Origin of the sequence: Exiguobacterium sp. BRG2, assembly GCF_031844245.1 — a bacterium.
In the GTDB taxonomy this organism is placed as follows: Bacteria; Bacillota; Bacilli; order Exiguobacteriales; family Exiguobacteriaceae; genus Exiguobacterium_A.
The window spans coordinates 197,177-219,314 of the sequence record NZ_JAUZUW010000003.1 but is presented as its reverse complement, the minus strand read 5'-3'; the positions used below and the strand labels follow the sequence as shown (position 1 = coordinate 219,314).

Here is a 22,138-nt window from a genome sequence, read left to right as displayed (position 1 = left end):
GAAAAAAGAAGGAGCAGGCTCCTTCTTTAATAACTTATGAACTAACTGCTTCACCTGTCCGTCCTTCGTCACTACCGAAGAACTTCTTGAATGAGTGAAGTGTCGTCTGACGGTTCATCGCTGCAATCGAAGTCGTCAGCGGAATGCCTTTCGGACAAACCTCGACACAGTTTTGAGCATTACCGCACTGCATGATCCCGCCATCTTCCATCAACGCTTCAAGACGTTCTTCCTTATGGAAGGCACCTGTTGGATGCGAGTTGAATAGACGAACTTGCGAGATCGATGCTGGTCCGATGAACGTCGAACGATCGTTGACGTTCGGACATGCTTCGAGACACACGCCACATGTCATACATTTCGATAACTCATACGCCCATTGACGTTTGTTCTCTGGCATCCGTGGTCCTGGACCTAAGTCGTACGTTCCATCGATCGGGACCCATGCTTTAACTTTTTTCAACGCATCAAACATGCGCTGACGGTCGACTTGAAGGTCACGAACGATTGGGAATGTCTGCATCGGTTGAAGGCGGATCGGTTGTTCGAGTTTATCGACGAGTGCCGTACACGATTGACGTGGTGTACCGTTGATGACCATGGAACAAGCGCCACATACTTCTTCTAGACAACCCATATCCCAGTTGATCGGTGTCGTTTTTTCACCGGCTGCATTCACAGGATTACGACGAATCTCCATTAAAGCAGAGATGACGTTCATGTTCGGACGGTACGGAATTTCAAACGCTTCATCATACGGTTTACCATCAGGTCCATCTTGACGTTGAACGATGAATTGAACCGATTTTTGCGTAGTAGATGATTCGAGTGGTGTCGCCATTATGCTTTCACCTCTTTCTTCGACTTCTTACTGTAGTCGCGTTTCCGCGGTGGAATCAACGACGTGTCGACATCTTCATAGAAGATTTCTGGATGACCATTCGTATAACGAGCCATCGTTGTCTTCAAGAACTGTTCATCATTACGTTCCGGGAAGTCCGGTTTGTAGTGCGCCCCGCGACTCTCGTCACGTTTTAAGGCGCCGAGCGTAATTGCTTCGGCTAAGTCGAGCATGTGATCGAGCTGACGGATGAACGACGCTCCTTGGTTACTCCAACGCGCTGTGTCCGTTGCCGAAATGCGCGTGAACCGATCACGAAGTTCCTTGATTTTCGTGAGTGTCTCTTCGAGCTTATCGTTATAACGGACGACCGTGACATTATCCGTCATGATTTCTCCAAGTTCACGGTGGATCTGATACGCGTTTTCTGTACCTTCCATCGATAAGATATCGTTAAAACGATTGATTTCTTCGATCTTATGCGCTTCGACGACGTCTTCGCTCATCTCATGAACCGATGTCTCAAGTTCATTCATATAGGCGATTGCTGACGGTCCGGCGACCATTCCACCATATACCGCAGAAAGAAGTGAATTCGCTCCGAGACGGTTTCCTCCGTGCATCGAATAATCACATTCGCCTGCTGCGAATAGTCCAGGAATATTCGTCATCTGATCGTAGTCGACCCATAGTCCACCCATTGAATAGTGAACAGCCGGGAAAATTTTCATCGGTACTTTTCGTGGATCATCACCGACGAACTTTTCGTAGATTTCAAGGATCCCACCGAGTTTGACGTCGAGTTCTTTTGCGTCTTTATGTGATAGATCAAGATAGACCATGTTCTCCCCGTTGACTCCGAGTTTTTGATTGACACAGACGTCAAAAATCTCGCGTGTCGCGATATCTCGTGGGACAAGGTTTCCGTATGCCGGATATTTCTCTTCAAGGAAGTACCAAGGTTTACCGTCTTTATACGTCCAGACGCGACCGCCCTCACCACGTGCTGATTCACTCATGAGACGTAATTTATCATCACCAGGAATCGCTGTCGGGTGAATCTGAATGAACTCACCGTTCGCATAGATCGCACCTTGACGATAGACAGCTGCTGCCGCTTGTCCTGTGTTAATGACCGAGTTCGTCGATTTTCCGAAGATGACCCCAGGACCACCTGTCGCGAGGATGACAGAATCCGCGGCAAATGCCTCGATTTCCATCGTCCGGAGGTTTTGACAAACCGCTCCACGACAAATGCCATTGTCATCGATGATGGCACGAAGGAATTCCCATCCTTCATATTTTTCTACCAAACCTTGCGCTTCGAACTTACGAACCTGTTCATCTAATGCGTACAATAACTGTTGTCCCGTCGTCGCTCCCGCGTATGCCGTCCGGTGATGCAACGTTCCTCCGAAGCGTCGGAAGTCGAGTAACCCTTCCGGTGTCCGGTTGAACATGACACCCATGCGGTCGAACATATGGATGATCTTCGGTGCTGCTTCCGCCATTTTTTGAACAGGTGGTTGATTTGCGAGGAAGTCTCCACCGTATACCGTGTCATCGAAATGCTGATATGGTGAATCCCCTTCCCCTTTCGTATTGACTGCTCCGTTGATGCCACCTTGTGCACAAACAGAGTGTGAGCGTTTGACGGGTACGAGCGAGAATAACTTAACTGGTACGCCTTGCTCTGCTGCTTTTATCGTAGCCATCAGACCGGCAAGCCCTCCGCCGATGATGACAAGATTCTTGTTCGCCATGTTGTCAGTTCCCCTTTCCTTACAACACGCCTGCAAACGTTAAGATCGAGCGTACGCCTACAAACGATAAACCGATGAATACGAGTGCTGCCACGTAAGACATCGCCCGTTGAGATGCTGGTGACTGCGTGATTCCCCAAGTAATACAGAACGTCCAGAGTCCGTTCGCGAGGTGGAATGTCGTTGCCAAGATCCCGACGATATAGAACGCTAACATGAATCCGTTATCAACGATGTTCTGCATCATGCTCGCATCAACTTCTGTTCCCATCGCAGCGGCAATCCGAGTCTCCCAAACGTGCCATGTGATGAACACGACGAGGAACACTCCGCTAAACCGTTGCAAGACATACATCCAGTTCCGGAAATATGTATATCGTCCCGCGTTCGCAGAACCCGTGAATGCGATGTAAACACCGTAGACACCATGCAAGATGATTGGAATGAAGATGACAAAGATCTCTAAGAACAATCGATACGGAACGCTCCCCACGAATTCCGCGGCCTTATTGAAGTCTTCCTCACCACGTACGATGAAGTAGTTCGTCGTTAAGTGCGAAAGTAAAAATAACCCGATTGGAATGACGCCGAGCAGTGAGTGTATTTTACGACTCACGAAATCACGATGATTCGCCATCCAAATCCCCCCTTTTGTTTGCCAATCAACCGTTGGCGCATTTTGGTAGAAAAGCGCTTTCATAAGGAAATTCGTCTTTTCATCACTTATTCTACTCCTGTCCTTTTTAGAAGACAACCCGAGCCGTTGCATTTAACTGCAAATTTTTTCAGGAAAACAATGACCTGCTAGAATCATCTCGGTATAATGGTTGGCAGATAGGAGTGAATCATGATGGATGTTACACCAAACCAAACACCACTTTTCGGAATCGAACTGATCCGGGATTATGTGCTGACCGATCTTCTAGGGTCGGATTATCGGCAAGTCATCTACTGGGCAGGTAAACGTCTCGCGCGTCAATTCCCTGTCGTGGATGAATCTGAATTGGCCTCATTCTTTGAACAAGCCGGTTGGGGAATGCTCGAAATCAAGAAACGTAAAGGAACGGTCATCTCGTTCGTACTGTCTCCTCCTGATACGACGAGAGATGAACGGCCACAAGGCTACTTTCAACTCGAAGCCGGTTTCCTCGCTGAACAGTTCTCCCGTTTTAACGGATGTGTTGCGGAAGGATATGCTGAGACAAGCAAAGAGATTGTTCAAATCACGGTCCAAATCGATCCAAAAGATCCACTCGAACCAATCGGTTGAACTTTACATAGAATGTGACAGGAATCTTTATTTTCAACATCGAAATAGATCCTTGAAACTTTTTGCAGTAAGTGATCGTAAAATCATGCGTACACAAATCGCGAGGAGGAACTTTACATGTTCAAAAAACTAGCAGCAGATTTAACGGGATTCAGTGATATCGGACAAGTCATTCATCCTGATGATTTCGACAAGGCAGCCGCTGACGATTATGTTTTACATGAAGACGGCGAAAAAATCTATTTCTTGATCAAGTCCAAATCTGACGAGTATTGCTTTACGAACTTAGCCTTGATTCACCTTGATGGAGAAAGTGCTGTCAGTTCAAAACGTGTACTCTACCGCTATCCATATGCACATTATCCAATTCGCCACGTCATGTTCGAAACGGCTGGAACAGTCGACCTCGATGTCGAGATCAAGTTCGAAATCGGTGGCAAACATTATTCGATCGACGTTGATAAAAAACAACTGGAGCATGTAAAGGATCTGTATAAGACATTACTTGCCATCGCTGAAAAACAATACGAAGGACAAAAGATGCTCGAGTTCGCGAATAGCTCATTAAATCATTCGGTCACGATTCTCGGTGGTCTTCGCCAAGGCGACATGAACGTTCCGCAAACATTCAAGGAGTTGTCTGAACAATCCTTCGAGTGGCTTCAAGGTCACTACCATCAGTGGAACCAGCGTGATTTCGGTTCGTACTACGAGAAGTACATCAACAACTAATTATTTTAAAATGCCGCCCTCTTCAAGAGGACGGCATTTTTTCATTCTTCATTCGCTTGACTTAAATATTCAGCGACGGTTTCCGCTAATTTCACAGGCAATCCTGCCTCAGCCAACTGTTCGATCGTCGCACGTCTTAGACTACGCATCGACCCGAAATGACGAATCAACTGCTGGCGTCGTTTCGGTCCGACTCCTGGAATCTCGTCGAGCAATGAACGTGTCATCCCTTTTGAACGAAGCGAGCGGTGGAAGGTGATCGCGAATCGGTGGACCTCATCTTGCATGCGCTGAAGTAAATAAAATGCACTTGAGCGAGGGCTGAGTTCGATCAATCGCGCATCTTCTCCAAACAACAACTGACTCGTCCGGTGTTTGTCATCTTTTTTTAATGAGCCGACCGGCAGGGATAGGCCGAGTTCATCTTGAATGACTTCTAAAGCAGCATTCAACTGTCCGACCCCTCCGTCAATCAAGACGAGGTCCGGAAGGCGCGCTCCCTCAAGTAACAAGCGTCGATAACGCCGACGAACGATTTCCCGCATCGATTCATAGTCATCCGGTCCTTGAACCGTCCGGATCTTGAACTTCCGGTATTCTTTTTTCAGTGGTTTACCGTCTTCAAAGACGACGAGCGCCGATACGGCATCCGCTCCTTGGATGTTCGCATTATCGATGATTTCGATCCGTGACAATGGATGAACGTCGATCGCGTCAGCGAGTTCTTCGACTGCCTGAACGGTCCGTTTCTCATCTTTCGCTAACAACTCGAAGCGTTCCGAGATCGCGTTTTCAGCATTCTTCGTTGCTAGATCAAGTAATTTCCGTTTTGATCCTCGGACCGGAACGTGAATTTTAATCGAGAGCGCCTCTTTGAGCAGAAGCTGATTAACGAGTGGCGGTACATAAACTTCACTTGGTTTGATGTTCTTTTCGTAGAACTGGACGATGAAACTCTCAAGCTCTTCTGCCGGCGTACCATAGATCGGGAAAAGCGAGACATCACGTTCGATCATCTTTCCGCCGCGAAGGAAGAAGACTTGGACACACATCCAACCTTTATCGACATGAATTCCGAATACGTCGCGTGACGTCAGATCCGCTGTAATCATGTTTTGTTTGTTCATGATCGACTCGATCGCTCGGACTTGATCCCGTAATTCTCCGGCTCGCTCGAATTCCATCGTCTCGGCTGCTTCCGCCATCTTCTGTTTCAAGCTTTCGACGAGTTCCTTCGTGTCCCCGGACAAGAACCTGCGGATTTCCGAAACGAGCGCTTTTTGTTCCGACTCGAGATTCGGGATTTCGCATGGACCGAGACATTGACCAATATGATAATAGAGACAAAGTTTTTTCGGCATCGGCTGGCATTTGCGCAGCGGATATAAACGATCTAACAGACGTTTCGTTTCGTTTGCCGCATAGGCATTCGGATAAGGACCAAAATAATGACCGCCATCCTTCTTCAACTTACGCGTCGTGATCAAGCGCGGATAGGTCTCATTCGTAATCTTCAGGTAAGGGTAGGATTTATCATCCTTCAACATGATGTTATATTTCGGATCATGTTTCTTAATTAGCGTCATCTCAAGCAATAACGCTTCTAGTTCACTCGCTGTGATGATGTATTCGAAGTCACGGACTTCCGCGACGAGGCGTTCTGTCTTAATATCATGTGCTCCCGTGAAATAGGAACGGACACGATTCTTGAGATTTTTTGCTTTTCCGACATAGATGACTTCACCGAATTCATTTTTGTGCAGATAACATCCTGGCTCATCCGGCAAAAGGGATAGTTTCGCTTTGATATGTTCTTGATGTCCCAAATAAATGTCTCCTTTCACCGTTTTTAGTTTTATTCGTTCGGGTAAATACCATACATTGATTATGACATACGGAGGATGAAAAATGCGTACATATGATTGCATTGTGATCGGAACAGGTTCCGCTGGAAATCAAGCGGCTTATAAATTCGCTGAAAAAGGACTACGTGTTGCCATCGTGGAAAACTTCACTCCAGGTGGCACATGCGCACAACGTGGATGTGACGCAAAAAAAATCTTACTGACGGGTAGTGAGACGAAAGACGCTGTCGAGCGATTGCTCGGATATGGCGTAAAGGGATTAATTTCAATCGATTGGCGCCAGTTGATGGAGCGCAAGAATGAATACACGCGCGCCATCCCGGAGCAGACACGAAAGCGGTACGCGGAAACGGACATCGACTATTTCCACGGCGAACCCCGCTTCGTCTCTTCACATCGTCTTCGAATTGGTGAAGAAGAAATCGAAGGGAAACAGTTTTTAATCGCAACCGGTCTACGACCTCGCGAATTAACTGTACCCGGTAGTGAACGTTTTATAACGAGTAATGAATTTTTAGAACTAAAGGATCTACCACGTCGACTCGTCTGTATTGGTGGCGGGTACATCTCGTTCGAGTTCGCGCATCTTGCTCGGATTGCTGGTGCAGACGTGACGATCGTCTTACGATCTGATCCTTTAAAACAATTCGAAAGTGAACTCGTCGATGTCTTACTCGACGCCACACGAGCACTTGGCATCTCGATCATCAAAGAGGCAGAAGTCGTCGCTTACGAAGAGGATTCCCTTCGTTTATCGAACGGTGATGTGTTGAAGACGGATGTCGTCTTGAATGCGACTGGACGTGTCGCAAGTATTGATCAACTTGGTCTCGAAGCCATCGGCGTTTCGCATAACGAAAAAGGAATTCATGTCAATGCGTATCTCCAGTCTTCCGTCGAACATATCTATGCCGCAGGAGATGTTGCTGTCAGCGGGAATCCGGCGTTGACACCGTTTGCCGGAACAGAAGGACGACTCGCTGCCGACAACATGCTCGAAGGGAACAACCGGAAACTGGAGCTGCTCCCTGTACCTAGCGTCGTATTCACTGCTCCGAACCTCGCCCTTGTCGGTGAGACGGAAGCTGCTTTGAAAAAAGCAGGTATTCCTTACCGTGGTCGCTTGATTGATACGTCCTCCTGGCAAACGAACGCACGGATCAAAGACAGTTTCGCTCGGGCGAAAGTGCTCGTCGGGGAAGATGATCAAGTACTCGGCGCACACTTCATCGGTGTCAATGCAGCGGAACTAGCAAACTATTTCTCGTTTGCGATGCAACACCGGATTCCAAGTACTTCGATGCAACAGACTGGATTCGCTTACCCGACACCGGCTTCAGATATCGCTTCGTTATTCGAGGATTGATAGGAGGCTTTTTGATGATTCAATACGGCTATACGATTTTATACGTTGAAGATACTGCACAGACGCTGACATTCTATCGAGACGTCCTTGGACTATCCGTCAAGGCGGAGCACGGGAGCTACATCGAGTTCTCGAGACCGGTCAGACGACACTCGCCTTCAATACGCGTGAAGACGTGCAACAGTTGATTCCGGATTACACGATCCCAAGCGGAAAAGCGCATCAGACGTTAGAGATTGGTTTCGTCACGGATGACGTCCCGACTCTTTTTCAGAAGGTGGTGGAGGCAGGATATGAGACCGTCCTTGCTCCTGTTAAAAAACCATGGGGGCAAGTCGTCGCCTATGTCCTCGACCCCGATGGTCACCTCATCGAACTTTGTACGCCAATGTAATCTAAAAAACAGACCGTTCTGCCTGTGCAGAACGGTCTGTTTTGATATGCAGGAAAGAATTAGTTAGATGTTTCAACGAATTCTTTAAGTGCGTCTTTTGGCATGAAGCCCATCGTTTTGTTGACAGGTTGTCCATCTTTGAAGAGAACGAGTGTCGGGATACTTTGAACTTGGAATGCTCCAGCTACTTCTGGGTTTGCATCCACGTCAACTTTAACGATTTTTACATCTTGCATGTCAGCATCGAGTTCTTCAAGAACTGGTGCGAGCATACGACATGGTCCACACCATGTTGCCCAAAAATCAACAAGAACGAGTCCTTCTTGTGTTTCTTCTTTAAATGATTGGCTAGTTGCGTGTACGATTGCCATTGATCATAACCTCCTAATGAGTAGATCAACCCGGTAAAAAAATGGGTGATCTCTTTATTGATTCGAGTATATCATAGCAGTCTCTTCCAACAAACGAAACTGCTCACGTGAAGAATTCGTAAAAAAATACCGGTACCATCTGCATGGCACCGGTACATTCACTCATCCGTGAACAAGCATTTTTTTGAATTCAGCTGTCAATAACGGCACGACGTCAAACAAATCTCCGACGATCCCGTAGTCCGCGACAGAGAAGATATTCGCTTCTGGATCCTTATTGATCGCAACGATCACTTTTGCATTCGACATCCCCGCTAAGTGTTGAATCGCACCCGAGATCCCGCACGCGATATACAAGTCTGGTGTAACGACTTTCCCCGTCTGACCGATTTGAAGTGCATAATCGCAGTAATCCGCATCACAAGCACCACGCGAAGCACCAACTGCTCCTCCGAGAACATCCGCTAGTTCTTGTAACGGTGCGAAGCCGTCTGAGCTCTTGACACCGCGTCCACCCGCAACGATGACTTTTGCCTCTGATAAATCAACACCACCTGTTGCTTTACGTACGATGTCTGCGACGATCGTCCGTAAATCCTTCAGCTCGACTGTGACCGACTCGACCGTGCCTTGTGAACTCCCCGTTTCGAGCGGATCGATGTTATTCGGACGGACCGTAAAGAGTGTCTTGCCTTCTGCGACTTTGACTTTCTCGAATGCTTTCCCTGAATAGATCGGTCGGATGAACGTTGCTTCCGCGCCTTCCCCTTCAATCGCCGTCACATCACTGATTAGACCAGCTTGCAGTTTTGCCGCGATCTTCGGTGATAGATCCTTGCCGAGCGACGTATGACCGAAGACGAGCACGTCAGGTGACGTCCGATTCATCAACTCAAGGAAGACTTGTCCATAACCGTCTGGCGTGTAGTGTAGAAGACGCTCATCCTCGACGACGAGGACTTGATCCGCTCCGCGTGACGTTAGTACGTCGGCATCCTTAGCGACATCGTGTCCAATCAGGACTGCGATGACTTCGTCTGCGACACGTCGCGCTGCTGCGATAGCCTCAAACGACACATTCCGTAAACTGCCATCCCGTGATTCTGCGAGTACTAATGCTTTTGTCATTCGTTTCTCCCCCTTAGACCACTTTTGCTTCGTTGCGTAATAATGATGCGAGCTGTGCGACTTGCTCGTTCAGTTCACCTTCAAGGATCTTACCGGCTGCTTTGTTCGGTGGTAAGAAACGTTCGATCGTCTCTAAACGTGGTGCGAGTTCATCTTCATCGAGTTCGAGATCATCGAGTTCGAGTTCTTCAAGCGGCTTCTTCTTCGCTTTCATGATTCCCGGAAGACTTGGGTAACGTGGTTCGTTCAACCCTTGTTGCGCAGTGACGAGTAACGGAAGTGTTGTTTCAATCGTTTCTGTATCCCCTTCAGCGTCGCGTGTGACGACAGCCTTCGTGCCGTCGAGTTCAAGTTTCGTGATCGTCGTCACGTAAGGAATATCGAGCAATTCTGCGACGCGTGGTGCCACTTGACCACTTCCGCCATCAACTGCGACGTTTCCAGCGATGACGAGATCAACTGTCTGTTCCTTTAAATAACCAGCGAGCACTTCAGAAATCGTGAAATGATCTGCCTCTTCGATATCATCTTCAATCGAGATGCGAACTGCTTGGTCCGCTCCCATTGCGAGTGCTGTTCGTAATTCCTTGTCCGCATCTTCCGGTCCGACCGTCACGACCGTCACCGTTCCCCCTTGTGCATCACGGACACGAATCGCTTCTTCTACCGCATATTCATCGTACGGGTTAATGATGAACTCAGCGCCATCCTCATCGATTTGACCATTCTCGAGTTGGATTGCTTCTTCCGTATCGAATGTGCGTTTCAACAGTACATAGATTTCCATCTCATGCTCCCCCTTGTCGTCTATTCACCATCATTCTTTGTATCCGCTTACATGATTGTTGTCATGAAAAGGGCTTAACTCAGCCCTTTGATCAACATCCGATGGATCCCGTCGCGTGTCTCAAGCAACTCATATTTGAATCCACTTGCCATCCAGCTCGTCACGACCTCATCGATTGTTCCGAAGATCATCTGACGCGCTAATCGATAATCGAGTTCGTTTGAAAACTCGCCTGTCGTCATCCCGTGCTTGATGACACGGTCAATCAGATGCAGATACGGTTTCAAGACGGCGGCAATGTTTTGGCGCATGTCTTGGTTGGATTGACGTAGCTCGATTTGCGTGACGACAGCCAAATCATAATCGACGGATAATTGCTCAAGGTGTGCCTCGATCAATGCGGCCAATTGTTCTGTCGCTGACGTGTGATTCGCGATTTGTCCTTCGGAATATTCGATGAAGCTTCCCATTTTCGCTTGGAATAGCGAAATCAGTAGGTGTTCTTTATTCTTGAAGTACAGATAGATCGTTCCATCCGCAACACCGGCTTCCTTTGCGATGGCGGTCACCTTCGCTCCATGGTAGCCGTTTTTAGCGATGACTTTTACGGCGGCATCAATGATGCGGTCACTCTTTGACATTGTTCGTTTCATTCCACTATCTCCTAACGCATAAAATGAATGATGGTTCATTCATATTTATTCTATCATGTCATTTCGTCCTGTCAACTGCTTTCTTCGAGTTGTTTGGCACGTTCTTCTTCAACAAGAACACGGCGGAGAATCTTCCCGACGAACGTCTTCGGTAACTCTTGTCGGAATTCGTACTGCTTTGGCACTTTAAATGACGCTAACTGTTTACGACAGAATTGATCAAGCTCTTCTTCTGTGACCGTCATCTCATCCTTGACGACGATGAACGCCTTGACGGTCTCTCCACGATAGGCATCCGGAACACCGATGACGACGGCTTCCTTGACGGCCGAATGCTCGTACAAGATTTCTTCGACTTCACGTGGATAAATATTGAATCCCGAAGCAATGATTAAATCCTTTTTCCGATCGACGATCCGGAAGTAATGATCTTCGCCGATATAACCAAGGTCTCCCGTGTGCAACCAACCGTTTCGAAGAACCGCTTGCGTCTCTTCTGGTCGTTTCCAGTATCCTTTCATGACTTGCGGACCTGTGACGATGATCTCACCGATCTCACCAAGAGTTGCGGGTGTCTCTCCATCCGCTTGGACGATTTTCGCTTGCGTATCGGGTACCGGAATACCAACCGTTCCAGGAATCCGGCGATCCCAGATACAGTTCGTATGCGTCACCGGACTCGTCTCAGACAAACCATATCCTTCAACGATTCGTCCGCCCGTTAATGCTTCGAATTTTTCCTGGACTTCGACCGGCAGTGGAGCTGAACCTGAAATACAAGCTTCGATTGAAGACAGATCATATTTCTTTAGCTTCGGATGGTTCAACAGACCGACATACATCGTCGGTGCACCAGGGAACAGATTTGGTTTTTCCTTATGAATCGTTTTCAATACTTGTTCAATGTCGAATTTCGGAACGATGATTTGCTCATAGGCATTAAAAATACCGAAATTGAGGTTACATGTCATGCCATAGACATGGAAATACGGAACGACAGCTAACAGTTTTCGTCCATCTCCCCGCTCATATTTATAAAACCATTTGTCGATTTGCTCGACATTCGCACTCAGGTTATAGTGCGTCAGCATGACACCTTTTGGAGCACCTGTCGTTCCACCCGTATACTGAAGAACCGCGACATCTTCTTTCGGTTGAATCGCAATCGGTGTAATCGGTTCATAACCACGTAGCGATAAAAATGGAATCGAACCCGTCGTATCGATGATGATGTTGTTATCTTTCCGTGCTTTAATGGGATACAGTTTATTTTTAGGGAAGGGAAGGTAATCCGCGATGCTTGTTGTCACGACCGTTTTGAGTTCCGTCGCCGCTTTGACGCGAGATGCTTTCGGATAAAGTAGGTCGAGGGTTACGAGCAGATGTGCACCTGAATCGATGAGGATCTGTTCGAGTTCACGGTCCGTATAGAGCGGATTCACCTGCACAACGATTCCACCAGCATAGAGGACAGCATAATAACTGATCATATACTGGGGACAGTTCGGTAACATCAGTCCGACACGATCTCCTTTTTTGAGGCCATGCTCTTGAAGTAAACTTCCGAGTGCATGTGCTTCGTCGCACACTTCACGAAACGTCATACGTTTCCCTAAGAAACTTAAGGCACGTTGTTCTGGAAAATCAGTCGCTGCCTCATCAAGTGCCTGATAAAGAGGTATTTCTCGATAATCAATCGATACGGGTACTTGCTTTGGATAATCAGATAACCAAACGGATTCCATACGTTTCCCTCCCTGATAATGAATTACTATTCATTTTCATTATACGTTGATTTGAATTCGACATGCCAGTAAAATCCCAAAAAAAGAAATTGAATCTGCTTGTTTTTTGGTTTTTTCAATCAAAATTTTAATACTAAAAAAGCAGCACCTCCCTTTCTCGATTTCCGAAAAAGAGAGGTGCTACTTTTGAATCCATATTACCGGGAGGGATATGTGAATCCTTCCCCGATGACTTCTCGCACTTTATGAATGACGACGAAGGCGCGGGGATCCGCTGCTTCGACGATTTGTTTCAACGGTGCCAGTTGTCGTTTATCGACGATCATATACAACATGTCATTCTTTTGTTTCGTGAAATGACCATGACTGTGGATGACAGTCGCGCTACGTCCGAGCGTCTCCGTCAGGATCGTCGCGATTTCTTCTTGGCGATGGCTAATGATCGTGACCGCTTCGCGGACGTTCAATCCTTCGCTGACGAGATCAATCAAATACGAACCGATGATGATCGCAATTAACGTGTACAGCATCGTCTCTTCTCCAAATAGAAAACCTGACGCACCGACAACGGCGACATCGATGATGAACATCGAGACTGCGATACTGAGATTCAAGTATTTATTCATCAGTCGAGCGATGATGACACCACCGCCCGTCGTTCCTCCCGCACGAATGACGAGTCCGATTCCGACACCAATCAAAATACCCGCATAGACCGTTCCAATCAAACGGCTATCCGATGATGTCGCAAGGTTTGCTGTCGAAGAGAGGACAAACGATGTGACGGCGACTGAGATGACTGAGTAAAGCATCGTCTTCCGGCTAAGGAATCGATAACCGACAACGAACAGCAAAGCGTTCGCAAGCAAGGAGACAAGTCCCGTATCCCAACCGTAAAGATAGTAGAAAATGACCGTGATCCCAATCAATCCACCTTCTGAGAGATCATTTGGAATCGTAAAGTAGTTGATTCCAAAGGCGAGAATCGACGACCCGATGATAACCCAGAAGATGTCCTTCCAAGAAATCAATTGCATCGCCTCAAAAGCACGGCGTCTCGTTTCTGTCGTTGTTGATGTTTTTCGTACGTTCATATGCGTTCCTCCTTTTTTGATTAGGCGTGGCTCAATAAAAATTCCGTACTGAAACGATGTCAGTACGGAATGATCACACGGTAAGACCGGTTCTTTTAATTAAATACAATCCAAAGGATACCGACAACCAAAAAGGCGATCGAAACCCCGAACATGATTTTCGCTAAACGTTCTAACACGGATTCACCCCACTAACGCTGATCCGATGACGTAGGACATGCCGATCGATAAAGCGCATGAAATGATACCGACAGCAATGTTGCCATTCTCGATTTCACGGTCTACCGGCAAATTCGGTGTCAGGAATTCAAAGATCCAATATGTCGATATCAACAATAAGAAGCCAAAGGCACTTTCAAGAAATATCGACCCGACCCGTTCTTCCCCTTGGACAGCGAAATGAACGATATTGGCGAGTCCTATGATTTTTCCACCTGTTGCTAACGCAACGGCGATGTTGCCACTCTTGATATGTTCCCAGTTTTTATACCGGGTTGTCAACTCAAAAAGTGCAAGCCCCAAAATGATCAGTAATCCCGCGACCGAATAGAGCGCTGTCGTATAGACATAGACGTTCTCAAAAATGTTCATCTTGCTTTCCTCATTTCAGTTCGATGATCGTCACACCGTGTCCGCCTTCACCTTGACCACCTAACCGGTGACCTTTGACGTGACGATGACCTTTCAAGAATTCTTGGACACCTTGTCGCATCGCTCCCGTACCCAAGCCATGAATGACACGGATGTGGTCGTAGTTCGATAACAAGGCTTGGTCCATGAAGCGTTCGAGCTTCGACAACCCTTCTTCGACACGCACGCCACGTAAATCCAGTTCAGCCGAAGGTGTCGATTGTTTCGTCACACTCGTTCCACCAGAGCGCCCTTTCGTTTGTGGACGTTTTGGTGTACTGCCAATCTTCGCGAGATCTTCCGGTTTGACGTTCACCTTCATGATGCCCACTTGGACGGTATACTCGCCGTTCGCCTGTTGGTTGATAATATAGCCTTTTTGATTGAACGTCGTGACTTTAACTTCTTCGCCTTTATCAAATCGCGGCGTTTGGTCGTATTTTGCTTTTACTTTAGCGATCCGCTTCTCTTGCAGACTCGGCTTCGCGTCTTCGAGTCGCTTCCGCGCCTCGATCAGTTCATGCTCTTTGACGGCACCAGCGTCTCGTAATTCCTTCAGACGTTTGATGACGCCTTCTGCTTCTTTTTGAGCGCGTTCGACCGCACGTGCTGCTTTTTCTTCCGCTTTTGCCAGAATTTCGTTTTTCTCTTCCTGGATCTCAGCTTGTTCTTGCTCGAACTGCTCTCTCTCTTCGACAAGTCGTTTTTTCTCTTCTAACAACTGTGCCTCTAACGTTTCAGCCCGCTGTTTCGCTTCTTCTAATCGTTCGATCATCGTCTCGACAGACTGTGCGTCGCTACCGATCTGACCACGTGCCGCGTCGATGATCCGGTCTTCGAGTCCAAGACGTTTTGAAATCTCGAACGCATTCGAGCGTCCAGGTACACCGATGAGTAAGCGATAGGTCGGACTGAGTGATTCGACATCGAATTCCATCGACGCATTGACGACCCCTTCTCGGTTATAGCCGTACGCTTTTAATTCTGAATAGTGCGTCGTCGCTGCCACACGTGCGCCGCGTCGCTTCACTTCATCAAGAATCGCGATTGCAAGGGCAGCCCCTTCTGTCGGATCCGTTCCCGCACCTAATTCATCGAACAGTACTAGACTCATAAAATCGATTTTTTCCATCATCGAGACGATGTTCGTCATGTGCGAACTAAACGTCGATAAGTTTTGTTCAATCGACTGTTCATCCCCGATATCGGCATAAATCGCATCGAAGACACTGAGTTCCGTCTCATCTGCAGCTGGCACGTATAGTCCTGATTGCACCATCAATTGCAAAAGACCGATCGTCTTTAAGGTAACTGTCTTACCGCCGGTGTTCGGACCGGTGATGACGAGTGACGTAAAATCCCCACCCAGTGATACGGTAATTGGTACGACTTCCTCTTTCGGGATGAACGGATGCCGTGCTTCCTTCAGAATGATATGGCGGTTTTCGTTCAAGCGTGGCTCGACCGCTCCAATTTGATGACCGTATAATGCTTTTGCCATGATGAAATCAAGTTCTGCTAATACATCCAGATTGATGCGTAGCGAATCACCAACGCTACCGACAAGTGCCGATAGTTGTGCAAGAATTCGTTCGATTTCCGCCCGTTCTTTCAAACGCGCTTCTTGAATTTCGTTGTTCGCAGAGACGACAGCTTGCGGTTCGATGAACAACGTTGCTCCAGAAGCGGACTGATCATGGACGATTCCGCCGAACGCTTGACGATATTCTTGTTTGACCGGTACACAATAACGATCGTTTCGCATCGTCACGATGGCGTCAGACAGCATCTTCGCTTTACTACGTAAGACGTTATCGATTTTCGAACGAACTTGTCCTTCGAGCGAGCGTAACTGACTGCGTAACGCTCGTAATTTATCACTCGCTGAGTCTTGGACAGTCCCTTGATCGTCGATGGCATGGCGAATCCCCTGTTCGATCTCGACGAGCTTCGTGATTTGCTCGATTCGACTATCAAGGCGCGGTAATCGTAGATCCGCATGGTCTTCGTGTAGCCGTTCTTGGAATGCCTTCACTTGACGTCCCGAGTAGACGACGTCTGCGACGGCTAGAAGTTCACTCGTCGAGAGGACAGAGCCAATCTCTGCTCGTTTCACTTCACTTCGGACGTCCGTCAATCCACCGAACGGATAACGGTCACGCAACCGGTAGACCGTCGTTGCTTCCGTCGTGACAGCTAACAGTTCCTTGACCTGCTCGAAGTCTTCCGCCGGACGCATTGCCCGGACGAACTGTGCTCCGAGTGAACTAGCCGTGAAGGCGAGCATGTTTTCTTTTAACTTCTCATATTCTAAAACGCGTAATGCGTTGGCATTCATTTAATCCACTCCTAAACGTTTTCGACCGAAGAATTCGAGTGCTTCTTCAGCAGACCACGTATTGATGACATCAGACGCCTCCAAATAAGCTTTACGAGCATGGAGGACTCCAAGTTTCATATCTTCTAACATTTCTGGTCGGTGTGTATCCGTATTAATTAAAATCTTTACGCCGGCAGCCTTCGCTTTCGCAAGCGAACTTGCTGTTAAATCAAAACGTGCTGGATTCGCGTTCATCTCAAGCGCTGTTCCTGTCTCCGCTGCTAGTTCGATCAATCGATCGACATTGACGGCGTATCCTTCTCGTCTTCCAATGATTCGTCCCGTCGGATGAGCAATCAAGGAAACATAAGGATTACGACAAGCATTCTCGAGCCGCTGCATGATCTCTTCTTCCGTCTGATCGAACTTCGAGTGGATCGAGGCGATGACATAGTCCATTTCTTTTAAGAACTCATCTTCATAATCAAGTGATCCATCGGGCAAGATATCCATCTCGACACCGCATAAAATTGTCATATCGGGATGTTTCTCGCGTGCCGCTTCGATTTCAATACGTTGTGCACGCAGACGTTCTTCCGTTAATCCATTGACGAATTTCATATATTTACTATGATCCGTGATCGCCATCCATGTATATCCGCGTGCAGCACAGGCATCGACTAGTTCTTCAACAGACAACGTACCATCTGACCATGTCGTATGCATATGCACATCGGCTTGAATATCTTGTTCCGTCAAGAGACGTGATAAATCTTGCTCGAATTCATGACGTCCCGCTCGTAATTCAGGCGCGATGAACGGTAAATCATATCGCGCAAACAATTCTTCTTCTGTGTTCGGTTGCACTAATCCTTGCTCGGTCTCGACACCATATTCAGAAATACTCTCTCCTCGCTCTTTTGCGAGTTGGCGCATCCGGACGTTGTGATCCTTCGAACCCGTAAAGTGATGTAATGTGGATGCATACGCCGCATCATCCACGATTCGGAAATCAACCGCGATATAATGAACGTCTCGTTTTAAGATGAGCGATACTTTCGTGCTGCCAGCTGCGATGACTTCATCGATGAGCGACAGTTCTAGAAGCTGCTCCTTGATTCGTTCCGGTTCATTCGTTGATAGAATGAAATCAAGATCCTTACACGTCTCTTCTGCTCGACGGAAACTTCCTCCAACTTCAAAACGAATGATTGCATCAAACGATGCAAGTGTCTGATTCAATTCAGCGACAATCTTTCGCATGACACCGTATGGTAATCGCTCCGGTCGTGTTTCAAACGTTTCAAGTGCTTTAACGTACTTCTCGACCGTCTTCTTGCCGAATCCAGGCATCGCTTCGACTGTACCATCTGCTAATTTCTCTGCAAAGGAATCTGCATCAATGACGCCAACTTCATGCAGTTTAGCGAGCTTTTTCCCACCAAGACCCGGAATCTTCAATAAGGCGATCAATCCTTCTGGCACTTCTTGTTCGAGTTCTGTCAGTGCCGTGCTCGTTCCCGTTTCCCGATATTCCTCTAGAACAGCAGCCGTTCCTTTCCCAATCCCCTTCATCGCCGTGAAATCCTCAATCGCCATGAAGTCAGCATCGGATGCTTCGAGAATACTTGCTGCTTTCCGAAAAGCATTAATCTTAAATGGATTTTCCCCTTTGACCTCTAGGTAGACCGATATCCGTTCCAAATGACGCATCGCATCTTGAATCGTACGCATGTGCAGTTCTCCCCTCAAAAAAAGCTCCCAATCGTGGGAGCCTGTTTATTTTATCAATCCAACTTGATCCATCAGCCAGTTCGCAAGAAGCGGGGTATGCTGGATAATGAAGCTTGCTAAACTCGAATTCGCGATTGCATCCTGTATCGATTGGATTGGAACGAATGCCGCTAAGAACAAGAGCAGGAAGATGAAGATGTACATCTCGATGAAACCAAAGACACCACCTAACAACCCTTTGACTTGTTTTAGAATCGGGACATTCGTCACCGAATCAAACATCGACAATAAGATCGATAAGATGATTTTTGTACCGAAGAACAGGACGACGAACCAAAAGGCTTTGTAGAACACCTCATCGAGTCGTGCTGAACTTGGAATCGCGAACATCGTCAAATCGATTCCCGCATCATCCAGTGTAGACGGATATGGTACCCACAATCGGAATTTCGTAGCCAGTTCCTCATAGAACGACAGTGCAACGATGAAGGAAATGATCAGACTGAGCAAATGACCGGCCTGCAACACAACTCCCCTTCGGACCCCTGTCATGACACCTACGGCGAGAAGTAATAAGATAACGAGAGAAATCATAGTTTATAGTTCACCCAAATTCTTTTTAATTTTTACATAATCACTACCAATATTAAGCGCCGCTAGGACGGCGATTTGACGAACGTCGAGTTGTGGTGCTTGTTCTCGGATTTCTCGAATCTTCGTATCTACGAGGAGACCCACTTCGCGTACGTGTTCTGGCGACTCCGTTCCGACAATCGTATAATCATTGCCTGCGATATGAATCGTCGTCCGGTTCAACCCTTCTGAATCAGCCATTTTTCTGTCCTCCTCATACTTTGCTTCTTTCATATAGTACCATCATTTTCGTTTTAGGAAAAGAAGTCCCCCATCGGTCTTAAGGATGGTATGCTTAATCCCGGAAAGGGAGGTTATCCTATGGGAACGACCGTTTTACGCTTATCTAAAGAAAAACAGGACTTAGTCATACAGAACTTCAAACAGAACGAGACGAAGTCTCCTCCGTATGCTCGTTTTGCTGCCAAGATTCCTGGTTGTGTCATCACGATTTATAATTCTGGAAAAGTGATGTTTCAAGGACCGCAAGCCGAAGCTATCGCTACACGTTTCGGTACGGCTTCGCCGACTAAGTCGAAAGAACCACTTGTTTCAACGTTACCGAATGGTTTTTCGGAATGGTCCGTCGTTGGTAGTGACGAAGTCGGGAAAGGCGATTTCTTCGGTCCACTCGTCGTCGCCGCTTCCTTTGTTGATCGAAAGCAGATCGCACTTCTTCACGAACTCGGTGTCCGAGACTCCAAACATTTGAACGATATCGAGATTCGTCGAATTGCTCGCGATCTCCATGCTGTCATTCCGTACACATATCGTATCCTACACAATCCAGAATACAATCAGATGCAACGGTCGATGACTCAAGGAAAGATGACTGCCCTGATGCATAATGATGTAATCGAGCGGCTTCTTGACCAACTGGAGACGAAACCAGAAGCGATCTTGATTGATCAGTTCGCCGAAAAAAGTGTCTATTATAAACACCTAGCTGGTGTCGTCAATCCCGTTCGAGAAAATGTCTACTTCTCGACCAAGGCGGAACAACTCCATGTCGCTGTCGCTGCCTCCTCGATCATTGCTCGCGCCATCTTTTTGAAGGAGATGGACAAGTTGAGTGAAACAACAGGTGTCGTCATTCCGAAAGGTGCTGGTGCCAAGGTCGATCAAGTCGCCGCCTCACTGATTTTACGTTATGGAGCTGACAAACTGCGTGACTGGACGAAAGCCCATTTTGCGAATACGAAAAAGGCACAACAACTAGCTGCGAAACGAAACCGACCATGACCTTAACGGAATGGTCGGTTTTTTTAAATGACGGACTCCCCTTCAGACAGTCGTTCTAATTCCGCAAGAAGTATGTGTTTTTCATTAAAAGGAATCGTTTTTGTACCGATTCGTTCTACCTCATCATGACCTTTCCCGACGATGACGATGCGTTTTCCTTCGTGCGCCAGATGCGCTGCTTGTACGAGCGCTTCGTGACGGGATGTATGACAACCTACTAAATGTTCACGTGGAATATCAACGATTAGCTCTTCGATGATTCGATCCGGATCCTCTGTCCTCGCATCATGGACCGTTGCGATGATGTGTTCACAATATTTACTTGCAATCCGCCCCATTTCCGCTCGTTTCGTTCGATCACGCTCTCCAGCTGCACTTAAAACGACCGATAGCGATTCTCCGGAAAAAGTGAGTGCCTGTAAACATTTTTCTAGACCATCCGGTGTATGGGCATAATCGATATAAATCTCACAAGGTGCCCAGTCCAGTCGTTCAAGTCGTCCTTTCGGCAATTCCAGTTCTGGAATGTGACGAATCAAAGCATAGAGATTGGCATCACCTGCCCGCAATAATCCCATCGCCGCCGCTAAATTCGCTGCATTGAATTCACCTAGTAAAGCTGTCGGCACACGCGTCGTCGTCTCGTCGATCCGCACATTGACGGTGTCCGTCAACCATTCGACCGCGATTTGTGACGTCCGGTGTGGTTGTGTCGTATACCAGATGACGGGTTGTAAAGGCGCAGCTTCTCGCATGACGCGGCTCCAACCATCTTCTCGATTCAAGACGATGGTCCGACCATTTGACGCAGCGACTTGTTGAAATAACAACGCTTTCGTCTTGGCGTAATCCTCCATTGAATGGTGATAATCCAGATGATCATGCGTCAGGTTCGTAAATGCTGCCGAGTGGAAAGACACTCCTTCGACTCGACCTTCAGCTAATGCATGAGAAGACACTTCAATGATGCAATCCGTCACGCCTTTTTCAACCATTTCATACAACAGTCGATGTAAGATGATCGCTTCAGGCGTCGTATTAGGTGTCTCAATGAGTTCCTCATCAATTCGTGCACCGACCGTGCTAATCATGCCGGCTTTTATGCCTGTTGCACGAAAGAGATCATACGCCAATTTTGTCGTCGTCGTTTTTCCGTTCGTTCCCGTTACACCATAGACACGCATTTTTTGACTCGGATGATCATAAAAAAAGTCTGCTACCTTCCCGGCAGCTGCCTTTGTATTTTCGATGAGAATAACAGGAATCGTTACATCACTTAATGCTTCTTCCGCTAAAATAGCAACTGCTCCATTACGTTCCGCTTCTCTAGCATATCGATGACCATCTACCGTGTAGCCGCGAACACAAATAAACAGACTTCCTGGTATTACGTTTCGTGAGTCTGTCTCAATACTCGTAACTATCGGATTTGAATCTGTTCGTAAGTTAAAAAGTGATACTAATGATGCTAAGGATTTCGAACAGGGCTTCATGATGTTTGCTTCCCTTCCTTGTCTCAAGATTTGCTTTATTTGGTCTAATATAAATGACTCGATGTATCAATTGTTTA

The 22,138-nt window shown here is 47.3% G+C and carries 22 protein-coding genes; 6 read left to right on the top strand and 16 right to left on the bottom strand.

Going from position 1 to position 22,138, the window contains the following annotated elements; translation table 11 throughout:
• Window positions 1-34: 34 nt before the first annotated feature.
• From sdhB to Q9R23_RS06135, 3 genes are read right to left on the bottom strand one after another with little or no spacing between them, the layout of a single operon-like run.
• Window positions 35-841, bottom strand: a complete 807-nt coding sequence (gene sdhB, locus Q9R23_RS06145) for a succinate dehydrogenase iron-sulfur subunit (RefSeq protein ID WP_023468986.1) — start codon at window positions 839-841, stop codon at window positions 35-37.
• Window positions 841-2,604: a succinate dehydrogenase flavoprotein subunit gene (gene sdhA / locus Q9R23_RS06140; RefSeq protein WP_023468987.1), complete on the bottom strand. Its 1,764-nt coding sequence runs from the start codon at window positions 2,602-2,604 to the stop codon at window positions 841-843. Before sdhA ends, sdhB begins: the two co-directional genes overlap by 1 nt.
• Window positions 2,605-2,623: 19 nt before the next feature.
• Entirely contained in the window at window positions 2,624-3,241 is a 618-nt protein-coding gene (locus Q9R23_RS06135) for a succinate dehydrogenase cytochrome b558 subunit (RefSeq protein ID WP_214852958.1), read from the bottom strand.
• Between the two features lie 213 nt (window positions 3,242-3,454).
• Between Q9R23_RS06135 and Q9R23_RS06130 the strand changes: the two genes are divergently transcribed.
• Both Q9R23_RS06130 and Q9R23_RS06125 read left to right on the top strand, forming a co-directional pair.
• On the top strand, window positions 3,455-3,874 hold the full coding sequence (locus Q9R23_RS06130; RefSeq protein ID WP_214853214.1) for a YslB family protein: 420 nt from the start codon (window positions 3,455-3,457) through the stop codon (window positions 3,872-3,874).
• A gap of 117 nt (window positions 3,875-3,991) precedes the next feature.
• Entirely contained in the window at window positions 3,992-4,606 is a 615-nt protein-coding gene (locus Q9R23_RS06125; protein WP_023468990.1) for a PH domain-containing protein, read from the top strand.
• Window positions 4,607-4,647: 41 nt separating this feature from the next.
• Here the strand turns inward: Q9R23_RS06125 and uvrC are convergent, their stop codons facing one another.
• Complete coding sequence (gene uvrC / locus Q9R23_RS06120; RefSeq protein WP_214852955.1) at window positions 4,648-6,432, bottom strand: excinuclease ABC subunit UvrC; 1,785 nt, start codon at window positions 6,430-6,432, stop codon at window positions 4,648-4,650.
• Between the two features lie 82 nt (window positions 6,433-6,514).
• Between uvrC and Q9R23_RS06115 the strand changes: the two genes are divergently transcribed.
• The 3 genes from Q9R23_RS06115 to Q9R23_RS15905 are packed head-to-tail and all read left to right on the top strand — an operon-like array spanning window position 6,515 to window position 8,231.
• A complete protein-coding gene (locus Q9R23_RS06115) occupies window positions 6,515-7,837 on the top strand; it encodes a dihydrolipoyl dehydrogenase family protein (protein ID WP_214852951.1) in 1,323 nt (440 codons plus the stop codon).
• Window positions 7,838-7,851: 14 nt separating this feature from the next.
• Complete coding sequence (locus Q9R23_RS15910; protein WP_396136356.1) at window positions 7,852-8,025, top strand: VOC family protein; 174 nt, start codon at window positions 7,852-7,854, stop codon at window positions 8,023-8,025.
• Window positions 8,013-8,231 (top strand): VOC family protein, encoded by a 219-nt coding sequence (locus Q9R23_RS15905; protein WP_313350371.1) that lies wholly within the window; start codon window positions 8,013-8,015, stop codon window positions 8,229-8,231. The genes Q9R23_RS15910 and Q9R23_RS15905 overlap by 13 nt, the downstream gene beginning before the upstream one ends.
• A 59-nt stretch (window positions 8,232-8,290) precedes the next feature.
• On the opposite strand, the gene trxA is transcribed toward Q9R23_RS15905, so the two are convergent.
• The 11 genes from trxA to zapA form a co-directional block, all read right to left on the bottom strand.
• The gene (gene trxA, locus Q9R23_RS06105; protein WP_023468994.1) at window positions 8,291-8,602 is read right to left on the bottom strand and encodes a thioredoxin; all 312 of its coding nucleotides are present in this window, start codon (window positions 8,600-8,602) and stop codon (window positions 8,291-8,293) included.
• Between the two features lie 162 nt (window positions 8,603-8,764).
• Window positions 8,765-9,730, bottom strand: coding sequence for an electron transfer flavoprotein subunit alpha/FixB family protein (locus Q9R23_RS06100; protein WP_311246611.1), 966 nt, complete (start codon window positions 9,728-9,730; stop codon window positions 8,765-8,767).
• A gap of 13 nt (window positions 9,731-9,743) precedes the next feature.
• Window positions 9,744-10,517: an electron transfer flavoprotein subunit beta/FixA family protein gene (locus Q9R23_RS06095; RefSeq protein ID WP_050677631.1), complete on the bottom strand. Its 774-nt coding sequence runs from the start codon at window positions 10,515-10,517 to the stop codon at window positions 9,744-9,746.
• A 74-nt stretch (window positions 10,518-10,591) separates the two neighbouring features.
• Complete coding sequence (locus Q9R23_RS06090) at window positions 10,592-11,170, bottom strand: fatty acid metabolism transcriptional regulator FadR (RefSeq protein WP_052018985.1); 579 nt, start codon at window positions 11,168-11,170, stop codon at window positions 10,592-10,594.
• A 71-nt stretch (window positions 11,171-11,241) separates the two neighbouring features.
• The gene (locus tag Q9R23_RS06085; RefSeq protein WP_214852939.1) at window positions 11,242-12,915 is read right to left on the bottom strand and encodes an AMP-binding protein; all 1,674 of its coding nucleotides are present in this window, start codon (window positions 12,913-12,915) and stop codon (window positions 11,242-11,244) included.
• 197 nt (window positions 12,916-13,112) lie between these two features.
• Complete coding sequence (locus tag Q9R23_RS06080; protein WP_035406360.1) at window positions 13,113-14,009, bottom strand: YitT family protein; 897 nt, start codon at window positions 14,007-14,009, stop codon at window positions 13,113-13,115.
• A gap of 183 nt (window positions 14,010-14,192) precedes the next feature.
• The gene (locus tag Q9R23_RS06075) at window positions 14,193-14,600 is read right to left on the bottom strand and encodes a DUF350 domain-containing protein (RefSeq protein WP_023469001.1); all 408 of its coding nucleotides are present in this window, start codon (window positions 14,598-14,600) and stop codon (window positions 14,193-14,195) included.
• Between the two features lie 10 nt (window positions 14,601-14,610).
• Entirely contained in the window at window positions 14,611-16,977 is a 2,367-nt protein-coding gene (locus Q9R23_RS06070; protein WP_214852937.1) for an endonuclease MutS2, read from the bottom strand.
• Window positions 16,978-18,693: a DNA polymerase/3'-5' exonuclease PolX gene (gene polX, locus Q9R23_RS06065; protein ID WP_214852934.1), complete on the bottom strand. Its 1,716-nt coding sequence runs from the start codon at window positions 18,691-18,693 to the stop codon at window positions 16,978-16,980.
• A gap of 45 nt (window positions 18,694-18,738) precedes the next feature.
• Complete coding sequence (locus Q9R23_RS06060; protein WP_311246610.1) at window positions 18,739-19,287, bottom strand: CvpA family protein; 549 nt, start codon at window positions 19,285-19,287, stop codon at window positions 18,739-18,741.
• Between the two features lie 3 nt (window positions 19,288-19,290).
• A complete protein-coding gene (gene zapA, locus Q9R23_RS06055; protein WP_029342308.1) occupies window positions 19,291-19,527 on the bottom strand; it encodes a cell division protein ZapA in 237 nt (78 codons plus the stop codon).
• 120 nt (window positions 19,528-19,647) lie between these two features.
• Here zapA and rnhC point away from each other — a divergent pair, with 120 nt between their 5' ends.
• Window positions 19,648-20,568 carry a ribonuclease HIII gene (rnhC, locus tag Q9R23_RS06050; RefSeq protein WP_214852928.1) on the top strand — a complete coding sequence of 307 codons (921 nt, stop codon included), beginning with the start codon at window positions 19,648-19,650 and terminating at the stop codon, window positions 20,566-20,568.
• A gap of 23 nt (window positions 20,569-20,591) precedes the next feature.
• On the opposite strand, the gene Q9R23_RS06045 is transcribed toward rnhC, so the two are convergent.
• On the bottom strand, window positions 20,592-22,061 hold the full coding sequence (locus Q9R23_RS06045) for a UDP-N-acetylmuramoyl-L-alanyl-D-glutamate--2,6-diaminopimelate ligase (RefSeq protein WP_290755047.1): 1,470 nt from the start codon (window positions 22,059-22,061) through the stop codon (window positions 20,592-20,594).
• Between the last annotated feature and the right edge of the window lie 77 nt (window positions 22,062-22,138).

What these genes read in the sequence shown, in the direction of transcription:
- sdhB (WP_023468986.1), bottom strand. Translation starts at nt 841, where the DNA reads ATGGCGACACCACTCGAATCATCTACTACGCAAAAATCGGTTCAATTC.
- sdhA (WP_023468987.1), bottom strand. Translation starts at nt 2,604, where the DNA reads ATGGCGAACAAGAATCTTGTCATCATCGGCGGAGGGCTTGCCGGTCTG.
- Q9R23_RS06135 (WP_214852958.1), bottom strand. Translation starts at nt 3,241, where the DNA reads ATGGCGAATCATCGTGATTTCGTGAGTCGTAAAATACACTCACTGCTC.
- Q9R23_RS06130 (WP_214853214.1), top strand. Translation starts at nt 3,455, where the DNA reads ATGGATGTTACACCAAACCAAACACCACTTTTCGGAATCGAACTGATC.
- Q9R23_RS06125 (WP_023468990.1), top strand. Translation starts at nt 3,992, where the DNA reads ATGTTCAAAAAACTAGCAGCAGATTTAACGGGATTCAGTGATATCGGA.
- Q9R23_RS06115 (WP_214852951.1), top strand. Translation starts at nt 6,515, where the DNA reads ATGCGTACATATGATTGCATTGTGATCGGAACAGGTTCCGCTGGAAAT.
- Q9R23_RS15910 (WP_396136356.1), top strand. Translation starts at nt 7,852, where the DNA reads ATGATTCAATACGGCTATACGATTTTATACGTTGAAGATACTGCACAG.
- trxA (WP_023468994.1), bottom strand. Translation starts at nt 8,602, where the DNA reads ATGGCAATCGTACACGCAACTAGCCAATCATTTAAAGAAGAAACACAA.
- Q9R23_RS06100 (WP_311246611.1), bottom strand. Translation starts at nt 9,730, where the DNA reads ATGACAAAAGCATTAGTACTCGCAGAATCACGGGATGGCAGTTTACGG.
- Q9R23_RS06095 (WP_050677631.1), bottom strand. Translation starts at nt 10,517, where the DNA reads ATGGAAATCTATGTACTGTTGAAACGCACATTCGATACGGAAGAAGCA.
- Q9R23_RS06090 (WP_052018985.1), bottom strand. Translation starts at nt 11,170, where the DNA reads ATGAAACGAACAATGTCAAAGAGTGACCGCATCATTGATGCCGCCGTA.
- Q9R23_RS06085 (WP_214852939.1), bottom strand. Translation starts at nt 12,915, where the DNA reads ATGGAATCCGTTTGGTTATCTGATTATCCAAAGCAAGTACCCGTATCG.
- Q9R23_RS06080 (WP_035406360.1), bottom strand. Translation starts at nt 14,009, where the DNA reads ATGAACGTACGAAAAACATCAACAACGACAGAAACGAGACGCCGTGCT.
- Q9R23_RS06075 (WP_023469001.1), bottom strand. Translation starts at nt 14,600, where the DNA reads ATGAACATTTTTGAGAACGTCTATGTCTATACGACAGCGCTCTATTCG.
- Q9R23_RS06070 (WP_214852937.1), bottom strand. Translation starts at nt 16,977, where the DNA reads ATGAATGCCAACGCATTACGCGTTTTAGAATATGAGAAGTTAAAAGAA.
- polX (WP_214852934.1), bottom strand. Translation starts at nt 18,693, where the DNA reads ATGCGTACGATTCAAGATGCGATGCGTCATTTGGAACGGATATCGGTC.
- Q9R23_RS06060 (WP_311246610.1), bottom strand. Translation starts at nt 19,287, where the DNA reads ATGATTTCTCTCGTTATCTTATTACTTCTCGCCGTAGGTGTCATGACA.
- zapA (WP_029342308.1), bottom strand. Translation starts at nt 19,527, where the DNA reads ATGGCTGATTCAGAAGGGTTGAACCGGACGACGATTCATATCGCAGGC.
- rnhC (WP_214852928.1), top strand. Translation starts at nt 19,648, where the DNA reads ATGGGAACGACCGTTTTACGCTTATCTAAAGAAAAACAGGACTTAGTC.
- Q9R23_RS06045 (WP_290755047.1), bottom strand. Translation starts at nt 22,061, where the DNA reads ATGAAGCCCTGTTCGAAATCCTTAGCATCATTAGTATCACTTTTTAAC.